General features: G+C 38.8%; 29 protein-coding genes and 1 pseudogene. 24 read left to right on the forward strand and 6 right to left on the reverse strand.

Annotated features, from left to right (window positions below):
• The 4 genes and pseudogenes from RB151_RS22545 to RB151_RS22560 form a co-directional block, all read right to left on the reverse strand.
• Positions 1-612 (reverse strand): annotated as a pseudogene (locus RB151_RS22545) (recombinase family protein).
• A complete protein-coding gene (locus tag RB151_RS24530; RefSeq protein ID WP_141240695.1) occupies positions 546-815 on the reverse strand; it encodes a hypothetical protein in 270 nt (89 codons plus the stop codon). Before RB151_RS24530 ends, RB151_RS22545 begins: the two are co-directional and overlap by 67 nt.
• A 373-nt stretch (positions 816-1,188) precedes the next feature.
• On the reverse strand, positions 1,189-1,461 hold the full coding sequence (locus tag RB151_RS22555) for a hypothetical protein (protein WP_071548925.1): 273 nt from the start codon (positions 1,459-1,461) through the stop codon (positions 1,189-1,191).
• Between the two features lie 29 nt (positions 1,462-1,490).
• A complete protein-coding gene (locus tag RB151_RS22560; protein ID WP_071548926.1) occupies positions 1,491-2,123 on the reverse strand; it encodes a recombinase family protein in 633 nt (210 codons plus the stop codon).
• 194 nt (positions 2,124-2,317) lie between these two features.
• On the opposite strand from RB151_RS22560, the gene RB151_RS22565 reads away from it, so the two are divergent.
• From RB151_RS22565 to RB151_RS22580, 4 genes are all read left to right on the forward strand, one after another.
• A complete protein-coding gene (locus RB151_RS22565) occupies positions 2,318-2,560 on the forward strand; it encodes a type II toxin-antitoxin system ParD family antitoxin (RefSeq protein ID WP_071548927.1) in 243 nt (80 codons plus the stop codon).
• Positions 2,553-2,846, forward strand: coding sequence for a type II toxin-antitoxin system RelE/ParE family toxin (locus tag RB151_RS22570; protein ID WP_071548928.1), 294 nt, complete (start codon positions 2,553-2,555; stop codon positions 2,844-2,846). The genes RB151_RS22565 and RB151_RS22570 overlap by 8 nt, the downstream gene beginning before the upstream one ends.
• A gap of 165 nt (positions 2,847-3,011) precedes the next feature.
• A complete protein-coding gene (locus tag RB151_RS24670; protein WP_369109528.1) occupies positions 3,012-3,269 on the forward strand; it encodes a pentapeptide repeat-containing protein in 258 nt (85 codons plus the stop codon).
• A gap of 213 nt (positions 3,270-3,482) precedes the next feature.
• On the forward strand, positions 3,483-3,686 hold the full coding sequence (locus tag RB151_RS22580) for a type II toxin-antitoxin system RelE/ParE family toxin (protein ID WP_071548929.1): 204 nt from the start codon (positions 3,483-3,485) through the stop codon (positions 3,684-3,686).
• A 240-nt stretch (positions 3,687-3,926) separates the two neighbouring features.
• Here the strand turns inward: RB151_RS22580 and RB151_RS22585 are convergent.
• Positions 3,927-5,035 (reverse strand): IS3 family transposase gene (locus RB151_RS22585; protein ID WP_420794215.1). Its coding sequence is split into 2 segments (ribosomal slippage): positions 3,927-4,774 and positions 4,774-5,035, totalling 1,110 coding nucleotides; the frame shifts between segments, so codons are not numbered across the junction.
• Between the two features lie 257 nt (positions 5,036-5,292).
• Between RB151_RS22585 and RB151_RS22595 the strand changes: the two genes are divergently transcribed.
• From RB151_RS22595 to RB151_RS22685, 17 genes are all read left to right on the forward strand, one after another.
• Entirely contained in the window at positions 5,293-6,495 is a 1,203-nt protein-coding gene (locus RB151_RS22595; RefSeq protein WP_071548931.1) for a hypothetical protein, read from the forward strand.
• A 416-nt stretch (positions 6,496-6,911) separates the two neighbouring features.
• On the forward strand, positions 6,912-7,775 hold the full coding sequence (locus tag RB151_RS22600) for a ParA family protein (protein WP_071548932.1): 864 nt from the start codon (positions 6,912-6,914) through the stop codon (positions 7,773-7,775).
• Positions 7,776-7,780: 5 nt separating this feature from the next.
• Complete coding sequence (locus tag RB151_RS22605; RefSeq protein ID WP_071548933.1) at positions 7,781-8,791, forward strand: ParB/RepB/Spo0J family partition protein; 1,011 nt, start codon at positions 7,781-7,783, stop codon at positions 8,789-8,791.
• Positions 8,788-9,228, forward strand: a complete 441-nt coding sequence (locus RB151_RS22610; protein ID WP_071548934.1) for a hypothetical protein — start codon at positions 8,788-8,790, stop codon at positions 9,226-9,228. Before RB151_RS22605 ends, RB151_RS22610 begins: the two co-directional genes overlap by 4 nt.
• Complete coding sequence (locus RB151_RS22615; protein ID WP_071548935.1) at positions 9,225-9,554, forward strand: hypothetical protein; 330 nt, start codon at positions 9,225-9,227, stop codon at positions 9,552-9,554. The genes RB151_RS22610 and RB151_RS22615 overlap by 4 nt, the downstream gene beginning before the upstream one ends.
• 111 nt (positions 9,555-9,665) lie before the next feature.
• A complete protein-coding gene (gene umuD / locus RB151_RS22620; RefSeq protein ID WP_071548936.1) occupies positions 9,666-10,049 on the forward strand; it encodes a translesion error-prone DNA polymerase V autoproteolytic subunit in 384 nt (127 codons plus the stop codon).
• A 5-nt stretch (positions 10,050-10,054) separates the two neighbouring features.
• Positions 10,055-11,323, forward strand: a complete 1,269-nt coding sequence (gene umuC, locus RB151_RS22625; protein WP_071548937.1) for a translesion error-prone DNA polymerase V subunit UmuC — start codon at positions 10,055-10,057, stop codon at positions 11,321-11,323.
• Positions 11,324-11,996: 673 nt separating this feature from the next.
• Positions 11,997-12,287: a hypothetical protein gene (locus RB151_RS22635; protein WP_071548939.1), complete on the forward strand. Its 291-nt coding sequence runs from the start codon at positions 11,997-11,999 to the stop codon at positions 12,285-12,287.
• 61 nt (positions 12,288-12,348) lie between these two features.
• Positions 12,349-14,349: a ParB/RepB/Spo0J family partition protein gene (locus RB151_RS22640; RefSeq protein ID WP_071548940.1), complete on the forward strand. Its 2,001-nt coding sequence runs from the start codon at positions 12,349-12,351 to the stop codon at positions 14,347-14,349.
• 43 nt (positions 14,350-14,392) lie between these two features.
• Positions 14,393-15,115, forward strand: a complete 723-nt coding sequence (locus tag RB151_RS22645) for a plasmid SOS inhibition protein A (RefSeq protein ID WP_071548941.1) — start codon at positions 14,393-14,395, stop codon at positions 15,113-15,115.
• 13 nt (positions 15,116-15,128) lie between these two features.
• Complete coding sequence (locus tag RB151_RS22650; RefSeq protein ID WP_071548942.1) at positions 15,129-15,395, forward strand: hypothetical protein; 267 nt, start codon at positions 15,129-15,131, stop codon at positions 15,393-15,395.
• A 969-nt stretch (positions 15,396-16,364) separates the two neighbouring features.
• Positions 16,365-16,616: a hypothetical protein gene (locus RB151_RS22655; protein ID WP_071548943.1), complete on the forward strand. Its 252-nt coding sequence runs from the start codon at positions 16,365-16,367 to the stop codon at positions 16,614-16,616.
• A 96-nt stretch (positions 16,617-16,712) separates the two neighbouring features.
• Complete coding sequence (locus tag RB151_RS24535) at positions 16,713-17,051, forward strand: hypothetical protein (protein ID WP_071548944.1); 339 nt, start codon at positions 16,713-16,715, stop codon at positions 17,049-17,051.
• A gap of 90 nt (positions 17,052-17,141) precedes the next feature.
• Positions 17,142-17,384 (forward strand): hypothetical protein, encoded by a 243-nt coding sequence (locus tag RB151_RS24540; protein WP_071548945.1) that lies wholly within the window; start codon positions 17,142-17,144, stop codon positions 17,382-17,384.
• Between the two features lie 52 nt (positions 17,385-17,436).
• Complete coding sequence (locus RB151_RS22670) at positions 17,437-18,246, forward strand: N-6 DNA methylase (protein ID WP_071548946.1); 810 nt, start codon at positions 17,437-17,439, stop codon at positions 18,244-18,246.
• Between the two features lie 465 nt (positions 18,247-18,711).
• Positions 18,712-19,191: an antirestriction protein gene (locus tag RB151_RS22680; RefSeq protein WP_081364000.1), complete on the forward strand. Its 480-nt coding sequence runs from the start codon at positions 18,712-18,714 to the stop codon at positions 19,189-19,191.
• A gap of 76 nt (positions 19,192-19,267) precedes the next feature.
• Positions 19,268-20,134 carry an LPD29 domain-containing protein gene (locus tag RB151_RS22685; protein WP_071548948.1) on the forward strand — a complete coding sequence of 289 codons (867 nt, stop codon included), beginning with the start codon at positions 19,268-19,270 and terminating at the stop codon, positions 20,132-20,134.
• 80 nt (positions 20,135-20,214) lie between these two features.
• Here the strand turns inward: RB151_RS22685 and RB151_RS22690 are convergent, their stop codons facing one another.
• Positions 20,215-20,676: a transglycosylase SLT domain-containing protein gene (locus RB151_RS22690; protein WP_071548949.1), complete on the reverse strand. Its 462-nt coding sequence runs from the start codon at positions 20,674-20,676 to the stop codon at positions 20,215-20,217.
• A 469-nt stretch (positions 20,677-21,145) separates the two neighbouring features.
• Here RB151_RS22690 and RB151_RS22695 point away from each other — a divergent pair, with 469 nt between their 5' ends.
• The 3 genes from RB151_RS22695 to RB151_RS22710 all read left to right on the forward strand — a co-directional run bounded on the left by RB151_RS22695 (position 21,146) and on the right by RB151_RS22710 (position 22,957).
• Positions 21,146-21,541 carry a relaxosome protein TraM gene (locus RB151_RS22695; RefSeq protein WP_071548950.1) on the forward strand — a complete coding sequence of 132 codons (396 nt, stop codon included), beginning with the start codon at positions 21,146-21,148 and terminating at the stop codon, positions 21,539-21,541.
• A 464-nt stretch (positions 21,542-22,005) separates the two neighbouring features.
• Entirely contained in the window at positions 22,006-22,725 is a 720-nt protein-coding gene (locus RB151_RS22705) for a helix-turn-helix transcriptional regulator (protein WP_071548952.1), read from the forward strand.
• Between the two features lie 40 nt (positions 22,726-22,765).
• Entirely contained in the window at positions 22,766-22,957 is a 192-nt protein-coding gene (locus RB151_RS22710) for a TraY domain-containing protein (protein WP_036965549.1), read from the forward strand.
• Positions 22,958-23,195: the final 238 nt, after the last annotated feature.

Genomic DNA, 23,195 nt, shown 5'->3' on the forward strand with positions numbered 1-23,195 from the left:
TTATTTTGCTGCTTTCATGGATTTTGATACTTTCGAGATCGTATGCCTTGAACAACCTATCAGGTTTTCTATCTGACTATAACTTTACCCCTCCATCAACAAGCATTCAATTTTTTGGTGTAATATTTTATTGATCGGGCGACCTTTGTATTTTCCTTCTTGTTTGGCTTTTTGCACTCCTTGGGCTTGGCGGCGACGTCTATCTTCGTAATCCTTTCTCGCAACCGCTGCCAGCATGTCTAACATCATACTGTTAAAGGCGGCAAGCATTCGTTCCGTAAACTCATCGGTGCGATTCATAAATTGATAGCTGGTTGGGAGATCTAAAGAAACAACCTTCAACCCTTTATGTCCAATGAGATATTTTAATTTTTCCCAGTCATCCGTATTCAAGCGGCTAATTCTATCCACCTGTTCAACTTAAATAATATCACCTGGCATGGCCACATTGAGTAAGCGAAAGAGTTCAGGTCTGTGAAGTTGGGCGCCCGATTCATTCTCTTCAAACCAGCAGGCAATCTGTAGTCCCATTCCCTCGACAAATTTCAATAGTTCATTTTTTGCTCTTGATGCATCCTGTTCATGGGTTGATGCGCGAAGATATCCTTTAATGGCGTAATGCCGTCTTTATTGAGGATGAGGTTGTTCTGTGTTTCTAATAGCTGGCGTTGATTGAGTTCAGACTCTAACCGTTGGCGTTGTTCGAATTGAATAGCATCACGATTTGAGAGCGTCAGAATATTGGCTGCCTTGCTCGCATGAGCAGCAAATAAAGTTGCAAGTATGAACACGAAACAGATAGATTTGATTGACATAAAATTACGAATAGTTTTCATTTTCAACGTTATAATTGACCGTAATTTACAGTTTGGGTTGAGATATCTCAATCATTCGTTTATTAATGAAACTATTTAGATCAATTTATGCCAGTGAATCAGCAGTTTTTAGTGATTAAATGTTTGGATAAGTAATTTGGTTATTTTTATTTCTGTTTTTTGTGGGTAAAATGAAATAAAAAAATAACTTATCTTGTATTAGTGATTTATTTGTCTTTATATTTCATTGCATGTGATTTTATTCAAAATAGTGACATTAACGTTGAGTCTGATGGGGGATAAAAGTAGATGTAATATTATATTTTGTGACAGGTAATCGTGATATACCTCATTTCTCAATAACACATTAATTCTATTTGGTTTTTAAAGACCAGCTGCTTCCACCATAAAGTGTAGAACCAATGACTTCTTCCCATATATTGTGTTCGATGAGTAAGTATTTAATCGACTGGAATTCGATATGCGTTAAAACGCCTTCTTCTTCCCCATTTTGTGATAGTAAAAGATAACCTTCAGGTATGCGAACCGAGGATTGAAAGGCGGCCTTTGCAAATAAACGATAAAATGTGGTGATTGTATATCCTCGACGTAATAGTCCGAGGAGTTGTTCTGTTGGTATCGCCATACGTTTTTCCTCTCTAAATAGAATGCTGATTATTTTTGTTGATAACGTAGTTGAATTCGACAGACTTGTGAACGACTATAGCCAGTAGCCTCAGCGGTTTCTCGAATACTGAGTCCTTTGGTTTTTCGGTAATAAATCACTTTCTCATGACGCTCTTTATCCGCCTGCTTTCCTTTGTATTTACCTAAAGTCTGAGCGCGCTCGATACCTTGTTTTTGTCGTTCGCGGCGACTGATCCAATCTTTGTGTGACATTGCTGCCATCAAATCAATCAACATGGTATTAATAGCAGAAAGTACAGCTTGAGTGATAGGGTCATTCTGTGTGGGATCTTGGTTATTTAAGGCTTGCCAAGATGTTGGTATATCGAGACTGACAATCCGTAACTCATGTTGCTCTATTTGTTTTTTTAATTTTAGCCAATCGGTATTGTTTAATCGAGTGAGCCTATCAATTTGTTCAACTAATAAAATATCACCTTGTTGACTATCACTGAGTAAACGCGAAAGTTCAGGGCGTTCTAATTTTGTGCCACTAATATGCTCGCGATAATAATTCGCAATTCGTCCTCCTCGTTCTTCAACAAAATCATTTAGCATATTTTTTGCTCTATCTGCATATTGATCTTCAGAAGAGGCTCTGAGGTAAGCTCGTATGAACATTTTTTCACCAATCTATCGCATTTAAATTATCTCATTAAAAGTATCGCATATAGATTATTGCATTGATAGTGATTTGATGCATTTTAGGTTCTCGCTTTGGGGTATACCCTAATGCTATAAGTCTAATTGACTTGATTTTATCAAATAGGCTAACTAAAATTATTGTGTTAATAATTAACACAAAAGGTGGTGCTATGGCTCGTACAACAAGTGTAACAATCGGGGCTCAATTGGATGAGTTTGTCAATCAACTCATTTCGTCAGGAAGATATGGCTCAACAAGTGAAGTCGTTCGCTCTGCTCTACGTTTACTTGAGGTCCAAGAAAAGCAAACAGCAGCATTGAAGATGTTAATTGATGCAGGTGAGCAAAGTGGTGAGTCGTCGTTAACACTCCAAGATATCGCTAAGAAAGTGAAGAACGCTCATAATGTATAAACTTTCTAATTTAGCGGCTAAAGACTTTGAAGGGATATTCGAGTATACCCTCGTGAATTTTGGTATTAGGAAAGCAGATGAATACACTAAAAACTTACACGATGTATTAGAAGTGATTAGCCCTAATCCATTGATAGGAATCGAGTGTACAGAAATTGCAGTTGGGGTTAGGCGTCATAACCACTCTAAGCATGCAATTTTTTACCGATATAGAACCGATGATATTTTTGTTATCCGAATTCTTCATCAACAAATGGAGCCACTAAAACACTTTTATTTTGAGTAGTTTGAAAAGTAAGTAGACAAATATTTTAATAGCATTATTTTCATGCTGAAGATTAAAGTACCCTCTTTAGTTTTATCAGAAAGATAACCTAAAAAAGGTACTTATATGAATATTTAGCTATTATTTATTAATACAGCATTACATTTTATCATCTTTAGCCATGCTATCTTTAGCCATGCTATCTTTAGCCATGCTATCTTTAGCCATGCTATCTTTAGCCATGCTATCTTTAGCCATGCTATCTTTAGCCATGCTATCTTTAGCCATGCTATCTTTAGCCATGCTATCTTTAGCCATGCTATCTTTAGCCATGCTATCTTTAGCCATGCTGTCTTTAGCCATGCTGTCTTTAGCCATGCTATCTTTAGCCATGCTGTCTTTAGCCATGCTGTCTGCATAAGAAGCTGCAGCTGTCATACATAACGCACTAGTTAAGATTACCAATATTAATTTTTTCATAACAAATTTACTCTCTATCAGTTTATTTATATTAATACTACCATTATAACTATGGGTTATTGATTAAAAAATGATTACAAATTTGTCATAAAGCGAGGAGTAAGAAATATGGGCTTGTTGCAAATAATAAATTTGCGCATTTTTCACTCAGCGCTAAGAAAGTGAAGAACGCTCATAATGTATAAACTTTCCAATTTAGCGGCTAAAGACTTTGAAGGGATATTCGAGTATACAGAAATTGCAGTTGGGGTTAGGCGTCATAACCACTCTAAGCATGCAATTTTTTACCGATATAGAACCGATGATATTTTTGTTATCCGAATTCTTCATCAACAAATGGAGCCACTAAAACACTTTTATTTTGATGAGATTGACCTGTAAACTCGAAAACTTCAGTTAACTCATTTTTTATAAATCCCTTCTCATTAACTAGCTTAGTTTCTTTAAACTTATCGTGCGGAACTGGTTCTCTATAAGTCGATTTTTATAAGAAATGCGTACCATATTGCTTGGTGCAGATAAGGTATACTTTAATTGAACTATTTTTAGTGAGATATGATTAGTTGGAAAATCCAGAAATGATCGTTTGAAAAATCGATTAGTGGAGATGTCCACTCCCCATTAATTGAGACACATTAAATTAGAGTTTTCTAACTGTTTACGATAGGCCTCCGGTGGGAGGTGATTTAAACTTTCGTGAGTTCGATTTTGGTTATAATCTTGTAGCCAAAACCATGCTAATTCTCGAACTTGGCTTAACGATTCAAATAAATACGCATTTAAAAATTCACGACGGAACGAACCATTAAAACGTTCGATAAATCCGTTTTGTTGTGGTTTTCCTGGTTGAATATGGCACAGCAAAATTTGGTTATCTTCACAATAATTCAATAAGTTAACTGAAATGAGTTCAGGTCCATTATCGACTCGGATCTGTTTTGGCAATCCTCTTTCGGCTTTTAAACGTTCAAGCACCCTGATAACACGTTCAGCCGGTAATGACGTATCAACCTCAATCGCCAAGCATTCTCGCGTTCCTTCATCAATAATATTGAGAGTTCTGAAGCGCTTACCGCAATATAAACTATCGTGCATAAAATCCAATGCCCATTGAATATTCGGGACTTTTTCAATTACTAATGGTCTTTTTTCACGCTTCGGAAGCACTTTTTTAACCCGTAGTTTCAGATTCAATCCTAATCGACAATAAACACGATAAACTCGTTTATGATTAAAAGGATAGCCTTGAAATCTCAGTCGGAAATAGCACTTCCAGAATCCCGATTGTGGCGATTTCGCTAATACAGATTGTATGGCATCGATGACGATTCTATCTTTCTCGCGCCAATTTTGAGTCTTTCGATAAAACGAAGCGCGAGGTAGCGATGTTAGTTTACACGCTCTAATGACTGATAAACCCGCGGCCTTTAATGACTGAGCACAGGATTTCTTTTCAGCCACTACCAACCCTTTTTTGCGAAAAGCTCCTTCATCGCGTGGTTTTCAAGGCTAACTTCCGCAAAGAGCTTTTTTAGTTTCGCGTTTTCATCTTCAAGCTCTTTTAATCGTTTAACATCATTAGCTTCCATGCCACCATACTTTGATTTCCAGTTATAGTAAGTCGCGTTGCTGATCCCATTTTGGCGGCAAATATCTTCCACTTTCATGCCAGAATCAGCGAGTTTTAAAATATTAACGATTTGAGTTTCAGTAAAACGGGCTTTTTTCATTATGACCTCTGCAAATTTTAGGGCAGAAAATCTAATTATAGCTGTCTTATTTTAGGGGAAGTGGACAGAGACAGGTGTACGTTAAATGTTATTTACCGACTAAAAAAACACCGCTTCAGGCCTAATTTACGATGTTTAAAATGTCATAATATAAAAGACATCAGTGAGTTTGATAAGTCAAAATAAAAGACTGAAATTAATCATAGGACTTAGTAAGTCTTTTGTTTAAGAGACACTAACGAAAAGGGGATGCAATAATGGATGTGCTTCATTGTCCGATATTAGAGGAATTAAGCAATATATGGAAAAAAACTCTAGAGAAAAGGTATGGTGATGGTTTCTTTCTAATCAACGAAGCTGTCGGCAGACTTAAGTTAATGGCGAACAGGTTTTATGAGTTAGGATTAAATGATCCTACCTTTACTTCTGAAATTCTCTCTAAAGAACCATACAAATACGAACAAAGAATGTCAGAGATTTTATTCTCCGATCGGCTAATTCGTGATGGTTATAAGTTAAGCAGTGACAAGGAAGGGCCAGATTTTAAAGCAGAAAAAAATGGTAAAGTTACGTGGTTTGAAGTCATAACCCCAAGCCCCGTGCCGAAATTGGAGAAACAATTTAAAGACCCAAATTATAGACTAAACCCCACACAAGAAGGAGCTCGTTTAGCATCATATACAACGCTATTAAAAACCACTGCAGCGGTTAGAGAGAAAAATAAAAAAATAGTCACTTATATAAACGACGGAATCATAAGTGAGGGAGATGCTACAATAATAGTTATTAATGACTCGCTGTTTTTCCCTTTAGACCTCCCCACCATAGGGCTAAATTGTGAAATTGCAGAAGGCTGTAGCGGACTTCCTTTAATTATCGAGGCTTTAATGGGTATAGGGCAAGCTCATTGGATTAAGAATCAGAGTGATAATAATCACCAGATAGTAAGAGCCAATAACGATTTCATCATTAACCAAAATAATTCATCTGTAGATACAAACAGATTCAGAACCGATCGTTACAATTCAATTTCAGGTGTCTTTGTTCTAACGTTAAGGGAAGATTATGGACTGGCAGAGGTGATTTATGAGCATGTTAAGAACAAAAAAAATAAGGGCGTATTTTTAACAAACCCTAATACAACAAGGCCATTTGAGCCTAGAGATCTTTCAGCTAGACATATAGAACACAAACGGTTAGATGAGTTGACAAGAATCTCTGATGACAATCCAGTTAGTTGTCTCATGACTAAAACAGTTGCTGGGTACTTGATGGAATTAAATAGCTATCTTGGTTATATAAGGCAACTATTTATTAAGGCAGGTGTGCATGTGGCTAATGAAACAACCAATGAAGTTTCTATTTCGCAAAAAGCACTTGAGGGTGGTTTTGGAAAATATGTGGTAGATTACGATGAAGCGAGCGGGTTGCCGATAGGTGTTTCACTGCTAGAAGAGTAAAAAGAATAGGTAACATAATTTAAGAGCCTTCCATTGTGATTTAAATGATAGTGTATCGTTTAAATCACAAATATCATTTCAATGATATAAAAATCGATAACTAAAATATACTTATCATATAGTTATACTTAAATGGTATGTTGAAGGTTCTTAATGTAAGCATAAGATAATCTTTTAGAAAATTTCGCATGCGAAATTCATTGCATATCAATATTGATATGCAATGAATTTATGATATAATCCCCTCAAGATATGAATTTAGATTCATAGCTTTCAAAGATACATGAAGTTGTGTCTTTTTAGGCGAAACGCCTGACTCATAGGAGTGGATATGAAAATTGATATTAATATAAGTATATTCTTGTCACACCACACCTTTCTCAACATTTCGCATGCGAAATACTAAGGATTCTAATATGGAACTCAAAACAGGAAAAAAACTTGGCAAGCTAATAGTAGTGTGCAGCCAGAAAGGTGGTGTAGTTAAGTCTCAATCTACTAATGAAATATCTTTCAACTTGCAAAAAATGGGGTATTCAGTTCTAGAAATTGATGCGGATTGGACTACAGGGTTAACAGAACGTACCTTTCCGAATGAACTTCCATTGGAAATTGAAAAAGAACCATTAAAGCATGAGTTCACCCCTGGTGAGGCTAATACCTATCAATTGTTTTTTTCTAATACTGACATTAAACCGATAACTCTAGATGATGGACGTGACTTCATAGGCACAACGAGTGAACTTAATGAGGTTAACTATAGACACTCTGATTGTATGTTTGATTTCCGAGATCGTATATTAGAATTGAAGGAAAAATATGATTTTATTTTTATAGACTCAGCCCCTTCATATTCTAATGTAATGGTAGCAAGTCATATGGCTGCTGATTATTTATTAATTCCAACCTTACTAGAAAAACAATCAAGGAATGCTGTAGCTAAACAATTAACTTACATGCAAAAAATAAAGAAAAACTATAATCCATCGTTACAATTTTTGGGAACCTATGTGACTCAAGCTACAGTTGCGAACTATTCAAAACCACTTTTTGATGGTTATTTGGGGGCTGTGGATACTCATAACCTTAATATGCTAGTCGAAATACTTGAAGATAAAGGTTATACCCAAGATTATATCTTAGCTTATATTTCGTTTGCTCAAGCAACAGCAAAAGAAGCTATAGAATTAGGTATGACATTTAAAGAATATGAGCCTAAATCTAAACCAGCAATTCAATATGAAGAATTAGCAAAACGAATTGTGAAACAGGTAGGATAAATTAAATGGCTAAAAAACAATTTTTGAGTCGACTACGTGATCAAAATCGTAAATCGGCAACCGAAGCAATTAACAAAGTTATTGAAACTAAGTCACCTAATGAGGAAATCAGAGATATTGATGCTCACCAAATTATGACTGATATTGCCCGCCCTGAATTAGAAACGGAAGGGCAAATAATTAGAGTTCCAATAGATGAAGTTTATGCAGAAAGTCAAGTTCGTCCAGAGGAAGATTTTGATGACTCCATAATAGAGGGAATGGCTGATACATTTAACACTGTAGGGATATTAACACCACCGCGTTGTTATCCAAAAGATAGGGCTGGTTATAGAATTTGGATGGGTGAAACTCGTTGGCGAACAGCAAAAAAAAGAGGAGATACCTTTATTGATATTTATGTCGGTTCTCCACCTAAAAACGATAAATTTCGAATTATTGGTCAGTTGATAGAAAACCTACAACAATCCGGCCTTAAACCTTTAGCAACAGCAATAGCATTTAATGAGCTTAAAACAGTTCATGGAATGACTGGAGAAGAAATAGCAAAAACTGTAGGTAAACCTACATCATTTGTGAGTAAACATTTAAAATTAATAAGTGCTCCTGAAAGTGTTACCACATTACTAAAAGATAAAGTAACTTTAGATGTAGACTTAGCATATACACTTACTCAGATAAATGAAATTAACCCCAAAATTGCTGAAAAACTTGTTGAAAAAGCAAGAAAAAATGGTGTTTCTCGTAATGAAGCAAAAGATGAATTAAGTAAAATAAAAAATAGAGATAAAGAAAAAATTTCGCATGCGAAATCAAAACAAGTTTCTCATTCAAAATCTCAAGTTAATACAAATGATGTGTGGCATGTTCAGGTGGAGTTTGATAACAAGATAGGTATTATTCTCACGGATAAAAAGCCTGAAAGTGACGGGGTTGTATGGGTAAAGCTTGAAAATAGCATCAACTCTGTCAATGTTGATAAATTAATAGTAAAAGGGTTAGTACAGATCAAATGATAGGTACGCCATTTTCAACTATGGCCACAGAGTTTCGTGGCCAGATTATTAAAACATGGTTATTGCAACTATCTGGTACAGCAACAGAAAAATCAAAAATATTATGTCAAACAGCAATTGAGCTCGGTCTTACTGAAAGGTCTAAATCAATTCCAGGTTCTGCATTAATCCAATGGACAAAAACAACACCGACAAACACGCCACTTTGGGCTGCACAAAGCGCTCTTCTATTATTATTTGCTAATGAATGGAAACCAAGCACACATGTAGAATGGTGCGGAATGGCATCGCTATTGCAACGGTTATATAAGAAAAATAGTATAGCTGAGATGTTAAGTTATCTACCTAAACATATAAATAAAGATATTGCAGCAGGCTGGATTACTGCAGCCATAGAGGAAGATGCAAATTTTAGAAGGCATAAAAAAAGAAAATGACTTTTTCGGGACTAGAAAAAATAATTACATCTTCAGGACGTCGTTCAATATCATCATCCTTGCTAGCATATTTACTTGATGCTTTTGATAACGGATTCGATGGTATTGATCTTGATTTGTTCCAATCAAATACTGGTTATGTAAGGACAAATATAACTCAAGTTGCAAACTATCTAAAAGATAAAGGAATCATTTTAATATACTACTATAGAGATCAAGGTGACAAAAATAACCGAGATTATATTGAGGAGAACATTTTTGGACGGTGGGGTAAGCAGCATTATAAATTAACATCTGATGTATTACGTTTGTATAGAAGGAATTAGAAAACCATTTCGCATGCGAAATAGTAGATGTGAATTATAAATTCACATGTTTGTTTTTTAAAATGGAGTAAAGTATACTCACACTGTGTATTTATACAGTGTTGGTGCCCTATGCAAATTCCTATTTTCGAGAGTCTAGTTGCCTGTGGTTTTCCCAGTCCCGCTCAAGATCACATTGAGCGCAGGCTATCCCTCGATGCTGAATTAATTCGATATCCTGAAAGTACTTATTTTCTTCGAGCTTCAGGGGATTCGATGAAGGATGCGGGGATTTTTGACGGTGACTTATTGGTAGTCGAAAGTCACCTTACTGCCCGTCATGGGGAAATTGTCGTTGCTGAATACGATGGCGAATTCACCTGCAAGTACCTGCAAATCACACCGACTAAAGCCCTTATTCCTGCTAACAGTCAATTTCCCGCTATCCCAATCAATGACGATACAGACGTGCAAATCTTCGGTGTCGTTCGTTATGCCGTGCATACCTGTCGGTGAAAAGTATGTTTGCGCTTATCGATGTCAATTCCATGTACACCTCCTGTGAATCTGTCTTTAGGCCTGATTTAAAAGGAAAGCCGATTGTTTGCCTTTCGAATAATGATGGCTGTGTGATTGCGCGTTCGGCGGCGGCTAAACCTTATATCCGTATGGGAGCCCCTTATTTTGAAATTAAGCAGATAATCAAGCAAAAACAAGTCACTGTTTTTTCTTCAAATTATCCCTTGTATGCCGATTTTAGTAATCGATTTATGGCGGTGGTTGCTCAAATTGTGCCTCAAATTGAGGTTTACAGTATTGATGAATGTTTTTGTAACCTGACAGGTATGGATTCATTGTATTCCTGGCATGAACTTGGCCATAAATTAAAAGAGGATGTATTCCAGTGTGCGCATTTGCCTGTGGGGGTGGGGATTTCCAGTACCAAAACGCTAGCTAAGTTGGCGAATCATGCCGCCAAAACGTGGAAGAAAACAGGTGGTGTCGTCGATTTAAGTTCGCCCAGTCGTCAGAAGAAACTTATGGCCCTCGTGCCCGTTGGGGACGTTTGGGGAATAGGGCGTAAACTGGCAAAACGCCTGAATCAAAGCGGAATTGAAACTGCCTTGGATTTAAGTCGGTTGTCAACGACCCAGGCGCGCCAAATGTACTCCGTGGTATTAGAACGAACCGTGCGAGAGTTGAATGGTGAATCCTGTCTGGAACTTGAAGAAGTCGCGCCCGCCAAGCAACAAATTATTTGCTCTCGCTCTTTTGGCCATAAAGTCATGGACTACGAATTGGTTCGCCAATCGGTATGTGCCTTTGCTGAACGTGCAGCAGAAAAACTGCGGGAAGAAAAACAGTATTGTCGATTAGTGACCTTGTGGGTGCAGAGTAGCCATTTTTCCCATCATGAGCCGCACTATTATCGTCAAGAAACCCAAGCTCTCATTTATCCGACCCAAGATACACGCGAGATTCTTCAGGCGGCTGTGGGGTTATTTGACCGACTTTGGCTTCCGAATGTGAAATACAGCAAAAGTGGCATATTACTCAGTGAATTTTCCCCTTCAGGGCAAGTGCAGCTGAATTTGTTTGAAAGTGGCCATGCTTTTCGCAAAAGTGGTGAACTGATGCAGACGATTGACCAGATTAATCGCGGAAAAGGCGCTATCTGGTTTGCAGGTCAGGGGGTTCAATCGCAATCGGCTTTATGGAAAATGAAGCAGCAATTTCTCTCGCCCCGATGGACAACGCAATTCTCGGATATTCCTATCGTAAAATGCTAATCATTGGGTGATGTTTTTTTGAGCAGTGTTGATATTCATTCATTAATCAGGCTATTAACCTTGTTATTAACAGGGCTATTTCAAGTTATCCACTGATTTTGTGGATACGCTTTTTTTGCGTTTCGGGGCAACGGCTTCATGCTGGCATTGAGCCAGGCTTAAGCCGAACGCCGGATTGACCCCATTTACACACAGTTGGCGCAGGTTCCCCGTACACTTCCGTTCTCGCGCCTGTTTGGGGCGCGTTCACTGGCTCGCCAAATGTGGAAAATGGGGACAACCGGCTTGAAAGGTCAACCTCTGCGCCTTTTTCCGTTTTCAACGTGGCGCAAAGGGCAGGGGTGCAGCTCCCTGCGGAACCGCCCCTGGTTCACTGCTTAGCTGCGCTAAGCGTTAATGGCGACTTGCCGTTCGCTTCTCTCGCTGCAAGTCGGGTGCTGCCATCTTCATCACCTGTGTGATTAATCTTTCATCGAGCACCTCCGCTTGGCCTAAAACATAGCCTCATCTCGTCATACAGCAAGCGTAAAGTGCACTCCACCAAAATTCTTGTCGCTGCGCTTTCCAACAATTTTGTCTCCGCCCTTGCTTCCTTCCTCGTCTCGGCTCTGTACGGCCTTTGCAGCGGAGGAACTCGACGAAAGAAATCATTAATACAAAGGAGGATTCAAAAATGTCATCACATCAAAACCTTGCAGCTCCAGAATCTAACGAAAGAAGGGTTAAAACCCCACTGACGCATGACCAGAAAGCGGATTTATTGCATTACATTGCGCCGTTAACACGGTTATTGGAGTTATTCGAGGGGAATATTTCACCGGAGTTATACGACGAAGAAATCACGCTGCACAGTGATGCGTTCGATTCCAACAGTATTTTTATGAAAGACGGTTATCCGATTGGATTTAGTGACAATTTAAACAACATGTTTTATCTGCGTCCTGAACTGATTCAGGCATCTTAAGGGCTAAGGGAGTTATTGAGCCTCCCTTAGCTTAGACACAATAACACTAGAGGTAACTACTATGTCTACATTAGAAACTATCATTAACCCAAAACAACGTAAAGTGAAAAAAGGCGCAAAATCCGCACAGGCCGACGCGATTTATCAGGCATTGGACAGCATGGAAGCACATGTATTGCCGTTATCGGCATTAGTACAAAGTGAACTCAATGTGCGTAAACGTCCAATCGACGAAAAAGCCTTGTCCGAACTGTCAGACAGTATTCAAGCGGTCGGGGTATTACAAAACTTGGTGGTTTACCCGATGGACAATGACGTCTACGGGGTTGCTGCGGGTCAACGTCGTTTACTGGCGTTACAACAATTGGTGGCAAAAGGGCATTTAGCGTCGAGTTTCCCTGTGCCTGTTAAAGTGGTCTCAGAGTCCGATGCGCTGATTATTTCCCTGACGGAGAACAGCCAACGTGAAGCCATGCATCCAGCCGACCAACTTCATGCTTTTATCGAGCTACAAAAAACAGGCAAAAATGCGTCTGAAATCGGTGACTTATTAGGGTTCAGTACTCACCACGTTAAAAAATGTCTGCGTTTGGCGAATATGGCGCCCGAGCTGTTAGCCGAATTGGATGCGGATAATATTACCCTTGACCAACTGCAAGCCTTAACAGGCACCAATGACCATGAGCGCCAAGTCATGGTGTGGAACAATGCCTTTGGGTGGAAAAAAGAGCCACGCCATTTGCGTGAAGCGGTCGAAGAAACCAAAACCCCCGTAGAAAATAACCGACTGGTGAAGGTTGTGGGGTTGGACGCTTACGAGCAAGCAGGGGGAACCCTTGAAATTGACCTCTTTACCGAAGCTGGATTTATTGAAAATGCCCCATTATTAGAAAAATTGGCACTCGATAAACTCACTGCGTGTGCGGAACTGTTAGCGGATATTGAGGGTTGGCAGTTCGGTACTGCACGTTTAGAGCGTCCGACCTTTTATGGTAATGACGGGGAAACCTTGTCTCTCAGTCATGCGCCCGAGGCGGTCATTCTCCCTGAATTTGCAGATTTACTGGCTGAATTACGTTCCCGTGAAACAGATTTACGTCAGCAATCATGGGAAACGGATGACGAAAATGAACAAGCTGACCTTTGCCAAGCCGTGGCAGACTGCGAAAAGCAAATCGAAGACATTAAAGACCGTACCAAAAATCAGGCGTGGACAGCCGATAGAAAAGCCACAAAAGGCGTTGTTGTCTACCTTGACCGTGATGGAGAACCGTGTGTCATCCGTGGCGTCATTGATTTAGCACAGCAAGAGTCACAGTGCAGTGAAGCGGAAAGCAAAACGGAAAGTGTGAGTGAGCAATCAACGACTCAAGTTGAGACGGTTTCTACCTACAGCGCAGCCTTGTGCAAAAGTCTCTCTTCGGAGCGCACATTAGCGGTTCAAGCGGCATTAACTCAGCACCCAAACGTGGCACTGGCGATTTTGGTTCATGATGCATGCATTCAAGTGTTTGGTTCACCGTATGCCAAAACTGCATTTAACATTAAATTTTCACTTTCTCAGGAAGAGTTACTCAAAAATGCCCCGACCGCCCAAGACAGTGAAGCATTGCAATTACTCAATACGCAATTTGAGTCATGGTCAGCGCGTCTCCCTGACACATGGCAAGCGGATTTTTCGTGGTTGTTGTCATGGGAACAGGCGGATTTAGTCGCATTACTGGCGTTTTGTTCCGCGCAAACGTTGAGTGAAGTCAATCATCATGCGCCGCACGATAACACGTTAGCTAAAGCTTTGCGTCCAATTGAACAGGCGATTGCCTTCGATTTTCGCCAGTGGTGGCAGCCAACAAAAGCCAACTTCTTTGGGCGTATCAGTAAAGACCAAATCAGCGATTGTTTAGCTGAGGCAAGCGCATCAGATAAAGCCCTTGAAGCCGTCAAAATGAAGAAAGGGGATGCTGCGGAGTTGGCTGAAAACACCCTCAAAGATACGCATTGGTTGCCTCGCTGTTTTCTCGATGTAAATGCTGACACTCACCAAACCGATAACGCACAATAATCAGACTGGAGGCACTGCCCTGAAAAGGGCAGTGTGAATAATCATGACAACTATTCCCAACCATTTAGCCCTTGTTCCCTTTAATGCCCGTCAATATGCCGCGGCAAAAGCCATCCTTTTTGTTGAAGATAAAATGCAAAAAGGGCAATACCAAAAACGGTATCCCTATGCATGTGCGTTAATTCGCTTTTTTACGGGTAATAAAGGGGCAATAACCGTAAAGGATTTGCACTATACGTTAGTGTTATCTTTTGATAATAAACGTGAAATGCCATCAAAAAATCGCTATCTTGCTGCCCTTGATACGTTTATTCAATCCCGTGGTTATCTTTGTCCGTTGCCGTTGTGTGATCATCATGTGCCCGATTTTTTTCCTGAACTGGATTACCGTGACCGTGAACGGCAGGGGCGAAAAATTCAGTCTCACGTGCATGTTGTGAGCCGAGCACGACAAAAAGCCCAAATTAAAGCGCAGCAACAGTATCAAAATCGATTAGCCCAAGCCGAAATTGAGTTAGCCTTTATTACCCCCAGTGAGTTTAAATCGTGGTACAACCGGTTTAATCATGATGGGATTGAAGAGTATGATTTGATTGAATTGCTTGTGAACTGGACGTCGAGATTTAACAATTTAAACTTGCGAAAATACCTTGATTTTGCCCCGTTGTGGTCGGCTCTCTTGGATTTCAATGAGGATATCGATACCCGATCATACGGTGAACAATTACTGGATAATTATGCCATTCCCAATAAATTAATCGGTTAAAAGGGCGTTGACGATGAATGAATGGAATGTGGTGTTACTCGAAACTGAAGACAGTTTGCTGTTAATGATGCGCGGTGAGCACTCAAAAGAAACGGTGATTAACTCAGCAATTGCCGCGAATGAAATTTCACAGAGTGACCGCGAAACGTGGTTAGCTTGTGAAGATATCAATGTAGGATATTACAAGGCGGTGCCTAGAGATGGGTATGCAACCTATTATTACCCCTCCAGTCAGGACGTTAAAGGGGCATTTTTAGCGACGTGTCTTGAGCTATTTTAGGATGCAAGACAGTTAGTGAGTTCACGATGCAATTAAAAAGCAAACAAACACAATGTGTTGATTGTTATTACAATGGAACATTTTTTTCTACTGTATATCGCTTCGGGTCGAGTGGGCGTCATTGATGACTTTAGTGGGTAAATGGTTGATAACAGTACCCTGTGGGATGGTGTGTGATTAAAATTGCCTACTGTGGACAGTGTCATCGACCTTGCGGAACCGTTGAATAATGAGAGCAATAAAGGGCAGTTCGGGTAAACCCGAACTGCCCTTTATCTCTCTTGGAACAGGCATAACCAGCGAGTCTTTGAGTGTAAAAGCCTTGGAGTTTGTTAAAAAAATGGGACTTTCCTGAGGTCACGATGACGTATCGTTGGTTTTTAGATTTTAAAACAATGAGATAATGCTTTTTAACAAAAAGCTTAAATTAAAATTTATAAAATTTAGTTATTAAAAAACACAATAATCCCTTATGGGTTCCTACGGCAGCTCGATATCCTCGAGCTGTCGCCTACACTCCAACGCCATTCGTTTTACGAATGGGTTTCCGCAGAGCCGCAAGCGTCTCTGTCCTTCGGATAGCAAGCGAAACCTAACGGCACGGCATTTCGTGCTTCGCACGGCCGTTAAAGACGCCACGCGTTGCGTGTCGGCCGATTGCCTCCTCACCCGACGGTTATTTTCTTACTATCAGCCCATTCGCTAGGGCTTAAACATAGCCTCAACTCGTCATCCAGCAAGCGTAAAGTGCACTCCAGCAAAATTCTTGTCGCTGCGCTTTCCAACAATTTTGCCTCCGCCCTTGCTTCCTTCCTCGTTTCGTCTATGCACGCCCTTGCCGCGACTGAACTAACAGTAAGATGAATTAACACTTTCAAAGAGAACTACGAGGCCATCGGTGAACGTCAACACCGCCACGCCAAAACCTCCAGAAAGATGAGTTAAAAGCCAAAAACAAGGAGTATCAACATGAATTATCAAGTTTTTATTGCAGAAACCCATAAGCAAAAGGTGACAGGGCAAGCGGATGACGTTTATCACTTCAATTCCATTGCCGAATTCTTCACTTTTCTGAAAAAAACGAAATTCGCGGAAAAAATGAACATGAATTATCACTACGTTTTAACCGATGGAACAAAAAAACCCGATTTAACTTACCGTGAAATTGAAAGCGCCAATCACCTTAAACCGTTTAAAAAACAGGTTCGCCAATACCGTTAAAGCGACCTATTGAATAGCGCGAAATCGTAACGCGCTATTCAATATCGAGCCAGTTCGATATTGAGCCAACTACTAAATCATAAAAGGAGAAAAAGTATGTATCACGCATTAGAGCTGTACGAAACAGACAGTTACCAAGAAACCCAAAGCGCGGAATTGATGTATTGGATAGGACGTGAACAAGCGGCTAAAACTGCACCGACAGAAATCACCTTAATGCAATTTATGGATGCGTTATCCGTTATGCCCCCGTTGGATTGGCAAGGCAATAACAATACGGAGTCCTTTAAATTGCAAGAGATGTTTTTGGGGAACGTGACGGACATTTTTGTCAAAGTGGACGGGCGTTATTTCACGTTTAGAGATGTTTCAACGTTATCTCACGCGCAAATTATTTCGCGTGTACGTTGTGCTGGATTACTGGCGCAACAATGAAAAAAGCAGGCTTTCGCCCGCTTAATCCGTGCCTTGAGCGACTTTAGCGTAGGAACTCAAGGTATTCACCCAATCAAAGGAGTAAATCCGATGAATACAAATATCATGGCATATGCTGCCAACCCTGTAAAGCCCCAAATACCCACCGTGTCAAAACGTCGGGTCGTACGTCACGATATCGCGATTAGTGATATTGAGCCTACCTATCGGGCAATGGCGCGACATATTGACAAACAACTTAAACGCAAACAGCCCGTTCGCATTCCTGCAATGAATAACCATTGCTTGGGGCAACTTTTGCGCTGTTTAGAACTGCGTAAATCGTGGATTTAAGTTAACTCACTGCCCCTGTTTTTTGTTTCAGGGGCAGTTCTGGAGCGTCGATATGTCACAATTGAGTTTTTTTGATGTGGATTTAAGCCAAGCCGTGAAAACACCCAGTCCTATCATCTCAGGCTCACCCAGTAAGATAGACACAAAGACAGACAAAACAGTCGAAAAAGCAACCCTAGCAATGGCTAACACCAAGTCAAAGCGCGATTTTCACACCGAGTTTATTCAATTATTTAATCAAACGGCACGTTATCACAGTCGTGTAGAGGTGTTTCGCGATTTTATTCATGTTGCTGCGATTTCATTAGAAAACAGTGTAAAACAGTGCTCTGAATTGGAACAAACCTATTTTAACGTGATTGCGCGTTATGAAAATGCTGATTTGGATGCGTTTGCGAAACTATTAGCCCTTTGTGTTAACGCCTTAGACCAACAAGCCACCGATTTTTTAGGTGCGGTGTTTATGTCACTTGAGTTAGGTGAAGGAGCATGGGGGCAATTTTTTACCCCATTTCACGTTAGCCAGCTCATGAGTGATATGATCATTGGGGATTGTGGCTCGATAATTGAGAAAAACGGCTATATCAGTGTCTGTGAGCCTACCTGTGGTACAGGCGGAATGGTGATCGCCTGCGCTAATGCTGTTTTACAGCAAGGTTACAACCCACAAACGCAAATGATCGCAGTGTGTACCGATATTGATGAGGTTGCAGCTCGAATGTGCTACGTCCAACTGGCATTGTTGGGGATACCTGCCATTGTGAATATTGGCAACAGTTTAACGCAGGACGTTCGCCAAACGCTGTATACCCCGATGTTAATGTTAAATTCATTCCGCTTTAAATCCTTTTTAACCGCCTAATCCACGTTATTTTCAAGGGGATTTATTCCCCTTTTTTGCGCATCGGCTTAATCCTGGCATCGAGCCAGGCTAAATCCGACAACGTCAACCCCTGCGCCTTTTTACGCAGGCGCGTGGCGCAAAGGGCAGGGATGCAAGCTCCCTGTGGGAGCTGCTCCTGATAAACCGCTTAACGTTGTTAAGCTCAAAGGACGCCTTGCGGTTCGATTCTCTCGCCGCAAGTCGGGTTACGTCATTTTCAGCCACTGTGTTGTTAATCTTTCGCCAAGCCCCTCCGCTCGGGCTTAAACATAGACTCAATTCGTCATCCAGCAAGCGTAAAGTGCACTCCAGCAAAATTCTTGTCGCTGCGCTTTCCAACAATTTTGCCTCCGCCCTTGCTTCCTTCCTCATTTCGTCTATGCACGCCCTTTGCAGCGCAGGAACTCGACGAAAGAAATCATTAACCCAAAAGGAGGCACTAAAATGACTCAACAACAAAACCTTGCAGCGAGAGAATCTAACGAAAGAAATGGAAAAGACGAAATCCTAATCACGGCTATTGAGGTGAAGAACGAACAAGCACGTTTAAAATTTTTGCCATCAAAATTAGGGCGGTACTGTATTGCCTTTGAAAATGCTATCTATAACTGGATGACTCGGAACGCCGTAGCCTATAACGGCGGCTATTGGGATTTTTATACGTTGTCGAATAACGGTTTTTATTTGCAACCGACAAAAGGCTATATGCTCACCTCACCAAACGGCTTTATGGACGATGTGAGCGCCCAAGAAGCGGGAATTATTGTCACCTTAATGATGTTAAGTCATTTTTCATTTGTGACGTATGAGAAAGAGCATCATAAAGATTGTGAGCGTATTTCTGCTTATTTTCATCAATTACGGGATTTTATTTTCACATTATCCCCTGAATCACAAACCAAAATATTAAACGCCATTGATTAACACTATCCCGCGCAAGTCTCAGGCTTGCGCTTCATTAAACACCATCAATCAATAAATCAGAAAAAGGTAAATGGATATGGAACAGCAAACATTATTATCGGTTGGTCAAGTGGTTTACACTAATTTATATAATCTCGGCAAGGGGGTTATTGTTAATATTCATGGCGAGCAAAAACCACAAAACATAAAGAATATGTATAATGTTATGGTCACAGGGGGCAATGCTGAATTTGATATCGTATTCTTTAATGGGAATAAAACTAGTCGTTTGCCGGAAAGTATTTTGCACGGCATACAATGGAAAATTGAAGATGAAATGGTTGAACAAGAAACCATTAAATCATTAATTGAAAAAGCGGAAGCACATGAACAAGCCGAGAAAGCCGAAGAAGAACGAAAGAAAAATGAATTTAAACAAAGTGTCGAATTCCAAAAAAACAATAGTCAATATTCACACTTAACACAGATAACCTCTAATTCAGATAAGGAAGTCAAAATAGTCGGTAAAAATATCCGCGCTGAGTTAAAAAAACATTTTCCAAAAACAAAATTTTCAGTGCGTAAACAACATCACAGTACTTACCATATATCATGGACAGATGGTCCGACAGTGGATGAAGTCGAATCTATAATCAATAAATATGAAACATCACGTTTTGATAGTTATACCGATTATCATTACAGTGAGAATTCGCCTTTTAATGTGGTTTATGGTGGTGCTGATTATGTTTTCACACATCGGGATTACAGTGATGAAATAATCGTGCTGGCAATCAAATCATTGATTGATAAATATGGCGAGTCTTATGAGTTTGATACCGCGCTAATGACGGTTGAAAATTATCATCAAGGAATATTATACAAAATAGGACGAGAACAAATTATTGGGAATGATGGGATAGGTGGAGAAATTGGTCGAGTATTAAGAAAAACCAGTTATTAAAGAAAACGCGCCATAAAGGCGCGTTTCTCGTTTTAATACTAAGCCACATGCATTACTTAATATTAAACGTGATTATAGCGTTAAAAATAGAAAGTAAAAGGAATAAGTTTAGTTATTTTTTTAATGTTAAGATAAATGTGATAGACCTCAAGCGCGTATTGATTTCTTTTTTGTTCTTGAACCTCGGATTTTTTCAATCCTGCATTATAAGCCCCTACGCCTTTCCAGATATCCCCTTGTATGCGAATAAACTTCGCCAGATAAAATGCGCCCGTATAAATATTCAAACACGGATCTAACCTTAATTGATTTTCGGTAATGCCATACTGTGCTAATTTGTTAAAGTTTTGCGAATGAATTTGCATTAAGCCAATAGCGTATCGCGTCAGTGAAGCTTGGTTAATCGCATTAGGCTGAAATGAGCTTTCACGAAAGGCAACCGCACGTAATAAATCAGGGGCAATTTGATAATCATTTCCTGCTTTATCATAGCAATCAAACGAAAATGAAAACGGTGAAAAAATAACGCAATGAGAATACAGATCATTCGCATATAAAACCCCATTTAATAATAATCTCTCTTAACTCAGAATCGCCAATTTTAATTAAAAAATAAAGCACTATTTAAATGCAAGCCAAAAGAAAGGAGGAGCAATAAATACGCTCCTCTGAAAGAAAGAACTCACACCCCACGCAAAATTTCATTTTGCAAGAATTTATCATAAAATCAGGGTGTTAATTAAAAATAAATGGGTGAAAATTTTAAAAATCTTTGTGCTGAGTGCTAAAAGAGTGCTGAAATGTGGCTAAGTTAGTGCTGTTATGTGGCTATCTTGTGGCTAATCAAATTAAAACATTAAGTTATAAGATGTAGTGCTTGATTAGTGCCTAGTGATTAGCACTAATTAAGTGCTTAAATAATTCAGGATTAGCACTTCTAAAGCACTAAAAATATGATACTATCGATTTTAATAGGCACTCAATTAGCACTCAAATAAATAGGTTAAATAAATGGCAAGACAAAACGTATATATGTCACAAAAAGTTTATGATGCAATTAGAGCGATTGTTGATGAACGACGAGCTGATGGGGCAAGTCATGCAGATGCAAATATGTCGAGTGTTTGCTCAGAAATGCTAGACATTGGCGTTCGAGTGACGATGAATTTAAAAAAGAAGGCAGACGAAACTGATGACAACGGAATGACATGGGATGAGCTTTATAAAAAGCAAATGTTAGAAGACTCGACCAAAACACGTCAATGCATTCAAATGATTTTTCAGATGCTATTTAATATTAACGAAATAAAAGAAGATAGCCGCTACGATTTTAGAGAAGGAATTACAGAGATGAAAAAAGAAACTGAAAAGCTTGTTGAACAATTTTTTGATATTAATGGAAGGTGATGTTATTTATGAAAATATTTACATTATATCCCATAGTGCATGACTCTTTAATTACCAGAAATATTTACTCATCGAGATATATCCCTAATTCCAATATAACAAAAAATCTAGGTATGGTAAAAACAGTTAAATCTGAAATATGAGTGAATTCAAAGATGAAAATGAAGTGGTAAAGGTAGAGCTAATTAATCTAACTGAAGATAAAAGTGGGAATGCAATAATTAATTTCAAATATGAAACTGGATCCTTTCAAAGGATAGGAAGTGGTTGTATTTCTAGTTATATAATTACATATGGGATGCTGTTTTTTATTGAATATAATGATTGATTTAATCTGTAAATATAGGTATATTTAGCTTAAGTAATATTGATTGCTTAATTAAAATTTAAGAGTCGCCCAATAAAGGAGTTCTGACCTCCCTTATTGAGCTAAACATATAACCCCCAATTTAGGAGACGGTTACATGTCTATTCATGATCCTATTGATCTTAATGATAGATCTCAAGTGTTTTTTACGCCAATAATGGCGAATTATCATATTTTTTCAATTAAAAAGTGTTGTGATTCTAATTTATGTGACAACGATGATTGTTTTTTAGTCGATTCATTCGAAAATTTTGTTCTCCCACCTATAAACACTTCAGAAAAACGTAGAATACATCAGATTGTCTACATACAGTTCTTAAAAAGAAAGGATTCTAATAATTATTATCCTTTTACTGTTATTGTAAATCCAAATTATTTTGAAAATAATATTTCTTATATTGACTTCACTTATATATCTCTGAGTCAGCTATCAATTGAGTTTTTTATTCTTCCGCAAGATTGCTTTAATTATTTTGATCGCAACGAATCAAAACTAAGTTTAAATTTGAGTATAAATTATTTGTCAAATGAGAAACCATCAATTTTATTTTCGGAAAAGGAATGGATCGTAGGTTGGTTATTAATCTTTAATTTTACAGCTAAACAAATATCAAATTTAAGTGGTATTTCAATTTCTTATGTAGAAAAACTAACTAAAAATGTTTTAGAAAAAACATCTACACATAATAGAAATCTATATTCTAAAGTAGCAAAGTTACTTGGTTGGGAGAATTTCATACCTGCATACTTCATCAAGCATACTCTTATTAAATTCAGGACTGTATATAAAACCAGTCCGAGTAATGGACTTACCTAACTTATTTTACTTTAGTAGACTCCAGTTAAAAGGAGTCAAAATGAAAGAAAAAGAATATAAGTCGGTCACTATAAGTGTACCGATTAGTGCTGAAACAAATCGTTTATTAACAGAATCCGCCAAACGAGCACGACGCTCTAAAAAAGTCGAAGCCGTTTTACGATTATCTGATCATCTACGACTTGTTGAACATATTGAAGGGAATTACCAAGAGTTGTTAATTAAATATTAATTTACTCTATTACTGGGTTTATTCCATTTTGGTTTTTATTTTTGTTGATTACACACAGCAACGGGATCGCTTTGCCTAAAAAAAGGTAGTGCACACCCGGAGCGGTAGCTTTACCCAAAGCCAGGGAAAATTATCGCGTTTTATTTCTTTATTAAGTTAAGTGTTATTTATTTTAAGACTTTTCTGGATAAGGGAATAAAGCGAGCTAATTAGCTCAGTCGTTTAAGTACTTATTTAT

Source organism: Providencia rettgeri (genome assembly GCF_001874625.1).
Classification (GTDB): Bacteria; Pseudomonadota; Gammaproteobacteria; order Enterobacterales; family Enterobacteriaceae; genus Providencia; species Providencia huashanensis.

Excerpts from the sequence above, each read along its gene's own strand:
- RB151_RS22670 (WP_071548946.1), top strand. The coding sequence starts at position 17,437 with ATGTCACAATTGAGTTTTTTTGATGTGGATTTAAGCCAAGCCGTGAAA.
- RB151_RS22580 (WP_071548929.1), top strand. The coding sequence starts at position 3,483 with ATGTATAAACTTTCCAATTTAGCGGCTAAAGACTTTGAAGGGATATTC.
- RB151_RS22710 (WP_036965549.1), top strand. The coding sequence starts at position 22,766 with ATGAAAGAAAAAGAATATAAGTCGGTCACTATAAGTGTACCGATTAGT.
- RB151_RS22565 (WP_071548927.1), top strand. The coding sequence starts at position 2,318 with ATGGCTCGTACAACAAGTGTAACAATCGGGGCTCAATTGGATGAGTTT.
- RB151_RS22560 (WP_071548926.1), bottom strand. The coding sequence starts at position 2,123 with ATGTTCATACGAGCTTACCTCAGAGCCTCTTCTGAAGATCAATATGCA.
- RB151_RS22650 (WP_071548942.1), top strand. The coding sequence starts at position 15,129 with ATGAATGAATGGAATGTGGTGTTACTCGAAACTGAAGACAGTTTGCTG.
- RB151_RS22600 (WP_071548932.1), top strand. The coding sequence starts at position 6,912 with ATGGAACTCAAAACAGGAAAAAAACTTGGCAAGCTAATAGTAGTGTGC.
- RB151_RS22595 (WP_071548931.1), top strand. The coding sequence starts at position 5,293 with ATGGATGTGCTTCATTGTCCGATATTAGAGGAATTAAGCAATATATGG.
- RB151_RS22680 (WP_081364000.1), top strand. The coding sequence starts at position 18,712 with ATGACTCAACAACAAAACCTTGCAGCGAGAGAATCTAACGAAAGAAAT.
- RB151_RS24530 (WP_141240695.1), bottom strand. The coding sequence starts at position 815 with ATGTCAATCAAATCTATCTGTTTCGTGTTCATACTTGCAACTTTATTT.
- RB151_RS22605 (WP_071548933.1), top strand. The coding sequence starts at position 7,781 with ATGGCTAAAAAACAATTTTTGAGTCGACTACGTGATCAAAATCGTAAA.
- RB151_RS22695 (WP_071548950.1), top strand. The coding sequence starts at position 21,146 with ATGGCAAGACAAAACGTATATATGTCACAAAAAGTTTATGATGCAATT.
- RB151_RS22615 (WP_071548935.1), top strand. The coding sequence starts at position 9,225 with ATGACTTTTTCGGGACTAGAAAAAATAATTACATCTTCAGGACGTCGT.
- RB151_RS22655 (WP_071548943.1), top strand. The coding sequence starts at position 16,365 with ATGAATTATCAAGTTTTTATTGCAGAAACCCATAAGCAAAAGGTGACA.
- umuC (WP_071548937.1), top strand. The coding sequence starts at position 10,055 with ATGTTTGCGCTTATCGATGTCAATTCCATGTACACCTCCTGTGAATCT.
- RB151_RS22685 (WP_071548948.1), top strand. The coding sequence starts at position 19,268 with ATGGAACAGCAAACATTATTATCGGTTGGTCAAGTGGTTTACACTAAT.
- RB151_RS22555 (WP_071548925.1), bottom strand. The coding sequence starts at position 1,461 with ATGGCGATACCAACAGAACAACTCCTCGGACTATTACGTCGAGGATAT.
- umuD (WP_071548936.1), top strand. The coding sequence starts at position 9,666 with ATGCAAATTCCTATTTTCGAGAGTCTAGTTGCCTGTGGTTTTCCCAGT.
- RB151_RS22570 (WP_071548928.1), top strand. The coding sequence starts at position 2,553 with ATGTATAAACTTTCTAATTTAGCGGCTAAAGACTTTGAAGGGATATTC.
- RB151_RS22610 (WP_071548934.1), top strand. The coding sequence starts at position 8,788 with ATGATAGGTACGCCATTTTCAACTATGGCCACAGAGTTTCGTGGCCAG.
- RB151_RS24535 (WP_071548944.1), top strand. The coding sequence starts at position 16,713 with ATGTATCACGCATTAGAGCTGTACGAAACAGACAGTTACCAAGAAACC.
- RB151_RS22640 (WP_071548940.1), top strand. The coding sequence starts at position 12,349 with ATGTCTACATTAGAAACTATCATTAACCCAAAACAACGTAAAGTGAAA.
- RB151_RS22635 (WP_071548939.1), top strand. The coding sequence starts at position 11,997 with ATGTCATCACATCAAAACCTTGCAGCTCCAGAATCTAACGAAAGAAGG.
- RB151_RS22645 (WP_071548941.1), top strand. The coding sequence starts at position 14,393 with ATGACAACTATTCCCAACCATTTAGCCCTTGTTCCCTTTAATGCCCGT.
- RB151_RS22705 (WP_071548952.1), top strand. The coding sequence starts at position 22,006 with ATGTCTATTCATGATCCTATTGATCTTAATGATAGATCTCAAGTGTTT.
- RB151_RS24540 (WP_071548945.1), top strand. The coding sequence starts at position 17,142 with ATGAATACAAATATCATGGCATATGCTGCCAACCCTGTAAAGCCCCAA.